At 41.8% G+C, this 1,478-nt stretch carries 1 protein-coding gene; it reads left to right on the top strand.

The features are described from left to right. Positions 1-1,478 (top strand): efflux RND transporter permease subunit (locus P20311_RS17520; RefSeq protein ID WP_036985308.1); only part of this gene is annotated, 1,478 nt, incomplete at both ends.

Here is a 1,478-nt window from a genome sequence, read left to right as displayed (position 1 = left end):
ACGCCTTTATTTAGCTTTGAAGGTGTTGAGGCAAAGTTATTCCAACCTATGGCAATAAGTATCATTTTAGCTGTTATATCCGCTATTGTGGTTGCGTTGTTTATTGTACCCGCTTTAGCTACTTATTTATTTAAGTCAGGTGTAAAAGAGAGGGAAAGCTTTGTTCTTAGGCCATTAGACAAACTCTACAGAAAAGGGCTTACATTCGCACTAAAACGCACCAAATTAGTCATTTCAGCCGCACTTATATTAGTTTTCTCTGCCTTTGCATTAGTTCCATTAATTGGTACTGAATTTGTACCTGAGTTAGAAGAAGGGACGATAAACTTAAGAGCAACGCTTGCACCTTCTTCCAGTTTAGATACCGCGCTCACTGTGGCACCAATTCTAGAAGAAAAACTAATGGCTTTCCCTGAAGTAACCTATGCATTAAGCCGAATTGGTCGAGCAGAAATAGGTGGAGACCCAGAGCCTGTGAATAACATCGAAATTTACATAGGGTTGAAGCCTGTTTCTGAGTGGACCAGTGCATCTAATCGATATGAACTTCAAGGAAAAATGGAGAGATCTTTAGAAGAATTCCCTGGGTTGCTACTCAACTTTTCTCAACCTATTGCGACTCGTGTCGATGAGCTACTATCTGGTGTTAAGGCTCAGTTGGCGATAAAGTTGTTTGGGCCTGAACTTGAGGTACTGGCGGCTAAAGGTCAAGAAATAGAAACAGCAATTAAAAACATTGAAGGTGCAAGGGATGTTGCATTGGAGCAAATTGCTGGTGAAGCGCAATTGGTGATAAGTCCTAACAGGCAAGAACTATCACGCTTTGGATTGTCTGTGAGTGACATAATGGAGGTTGTGCGTGATGGTATTGGTGGTGTTGAAGCCGGACAAATAATCAATGGTAATGAACGTTATGATATTTACGTTCGCATAGAGGAAGAGTACCGAAGTAACAAAGAAGCTATTGCTGATATTCGGCTTCAATCACCTACTGGTGCTTGGGTGCGGCTGGGTGACGTAGCCTCAGTCTCATTTGAGTCAGGCCCACCACAAGTTAGACGCGATGATGTACAACGAAGAGTCGTTATCCAAGCAAATGTACAAAATCGAGATATGGGAAGCGTGGTTGCCGATATCAGAACGGTAATTGCTGAAAAGGTTGACTTACCTTCAGGTTATTCTGTTTCGATTGGCGGCCAGTTCGAAAGTCAAAAACGTGCTCAAAATAGGTTAGCTATAGTTGTACCTTTATCGTTAGCACTAATCGCACTACTACTTTACTTTGCCTTTGGTTCTGTTGGTCAAGCTATGCTGATATTGGTCAACGTGCCGCTTGCTGTAATTGGCGGAGTTTTCTCCTTATATTTATCTGGACAATACTTGTCTGTACCAAGCTCCGTTGGCTTTATTACCTTATTTGGTGTAGCGGTATTGAATGGGGTCGTTATGGTAGAAAGTATCAACCAACGTATTAAAGA

Origin of the sequence: Pseudoalteromonas sp. BSi20311, from assembly GCF_000239875.1 — a bacterium.
Classification (GTDB): Bacteria; Pseudomonadota; Gammaproteobacteria; order Enterobacterales; family Alteromonadaceae; genus Pseudoalteromonas.
Note: the sequence above shows the minus strand (reverse complement) of the source record. Positions and strands in the feature narration are given on the sequence as shown.